Genomic DNA, 1,554 nt, shown 5'->3' with positions numbered 1-1,554 from the left:
CTGTAAAAACAAGTCCATCCACAGACTTTGCATATAAAATAGGCTGATCGAAGGTATCAAACTGGTTATTCAGTATCCTTATCCCCGAGTGAAAATATTTCTTTTGATTGGTAAGATCGGGGATTTCTGGATAAATGGAGATTATGGCAGAGGTAAACTGGTACATACTGGTCAAGGCATTTACAAACTTATTATCGCGAATAGTAATGTCTCTGCACGATCCTGTTTCATACCAGCCATTACTATCGCCACATAGCAATATCGCACATCCGGAAGTATGGTCAAATAAGTTATTTGCTACAAGTGTAGGTTTTGGCGTACTGAACAGTGCACCTCTTGCTCTGTTGTTGCGAATGGTATTGCCCGTAAAAACAACTGACGGTGTCCATGATAAGTTTTCAATTCCAATATCCTGTTTGGAAGGATCAATTACAGGATCCAGCGCTTTGGTAAATTCAATTTTAAATTCCTTAATCGGATCAGTGCTATTGCGCAATATTGGCTTAATGGCCGCAATAGTATTCTTTGCATTCCATAGTTCCATGGTTTTAGACTGTATGAACTGCACTGTATCCTGTATGTTTCCCCAATCAAAACCATAAGATTGCTCATGCATGTAATTAGCAATTACCGTATGATCATCTAGTTTCTTTGTTATTTTAAGATAGGTTCCGTGGATATTAATTGCGTCGTCCATCATACCCTCGTACAAACCATTTTTAGAGATGATTTCTCCTTTGCATCCCGAAAAATGCGTTGCATCGGCCTGTGTAGTGAAATATCGCGGGTCATTTTTCCCTCTCAGGCAAACGCCAAAACCATCCATATAGATGTTTTCTGTAAGCTGTGCCAAAAGCCCCATTCCCTCTGCATAATGTACCTTTACATTTTCAAAACTGATATTTTTGCCTTTGTGAACAAAAATACCGGGTGCAGGGCGATGCCAGCTCCTCATGGCTATTACCGTTCCGGAAATCAGTTTCTTATTCTTCCAGTGGTACGCTTTGATTTTACCTGGCGAAACCTCACTTACACTCTTGGTACCTACTCTAATATCACCACTATTGAAAATAATATGTTTAGTGCCGTTTTCGAAGGCAATGCCTGATGTTGGCTGCATTTCCCATCCTTCTCCTGTGTTGTAAAAGGTGCTGTCTTTTAATTTATATTTCACCCATGGTGCAGTTTCAAATACAATATTGCCTGCTGTGGTATCATTTGAAATTATCTTTACCTGGGTAATCTGAGGCTTTTCGAAGTCTATACTCAGATCTTTTATTTTCACATTACTGCTTTCAATTAATGCCAAAGGAAGCATACGCCCATGAAACATCAGGTCGGTTCCTTTACCAATCAAGGTAATGTTGTTGAATTTTTCTATTTCTATACCTACTATTTTTGGGTTGTCCTGATCGTGATTCGAGATATAATATTCTCGCTTAATAGCACCTTCTGGATAAAAATCATACCTACCTTTTTCAAACTGAATAATCACCTTATCGAGATCCGAAGTTTTACTTTTGATCTCCTTAAGCAATGAAGTTAGCAGAGGTG

General features: G+C 38.8%; 1 protein-coding gene. It reads right to left on the bottom strand.

The features are described from left to right. On the bottom strand, positions 1-1,554 hold a 1,554-nt coding region (locus tag AC1DG9_RS26900; protein WP_477635672.1), incomplete at both ends, for an alpha-1,3-galactosidase-related protein.

The sequence above is a fragment of the Pedobacter sp. 05L430 genome, from assembly GCF_056397585.1.
This window is presented reverse-complemented; position numbering and strand designations above follow the sequence as displayed.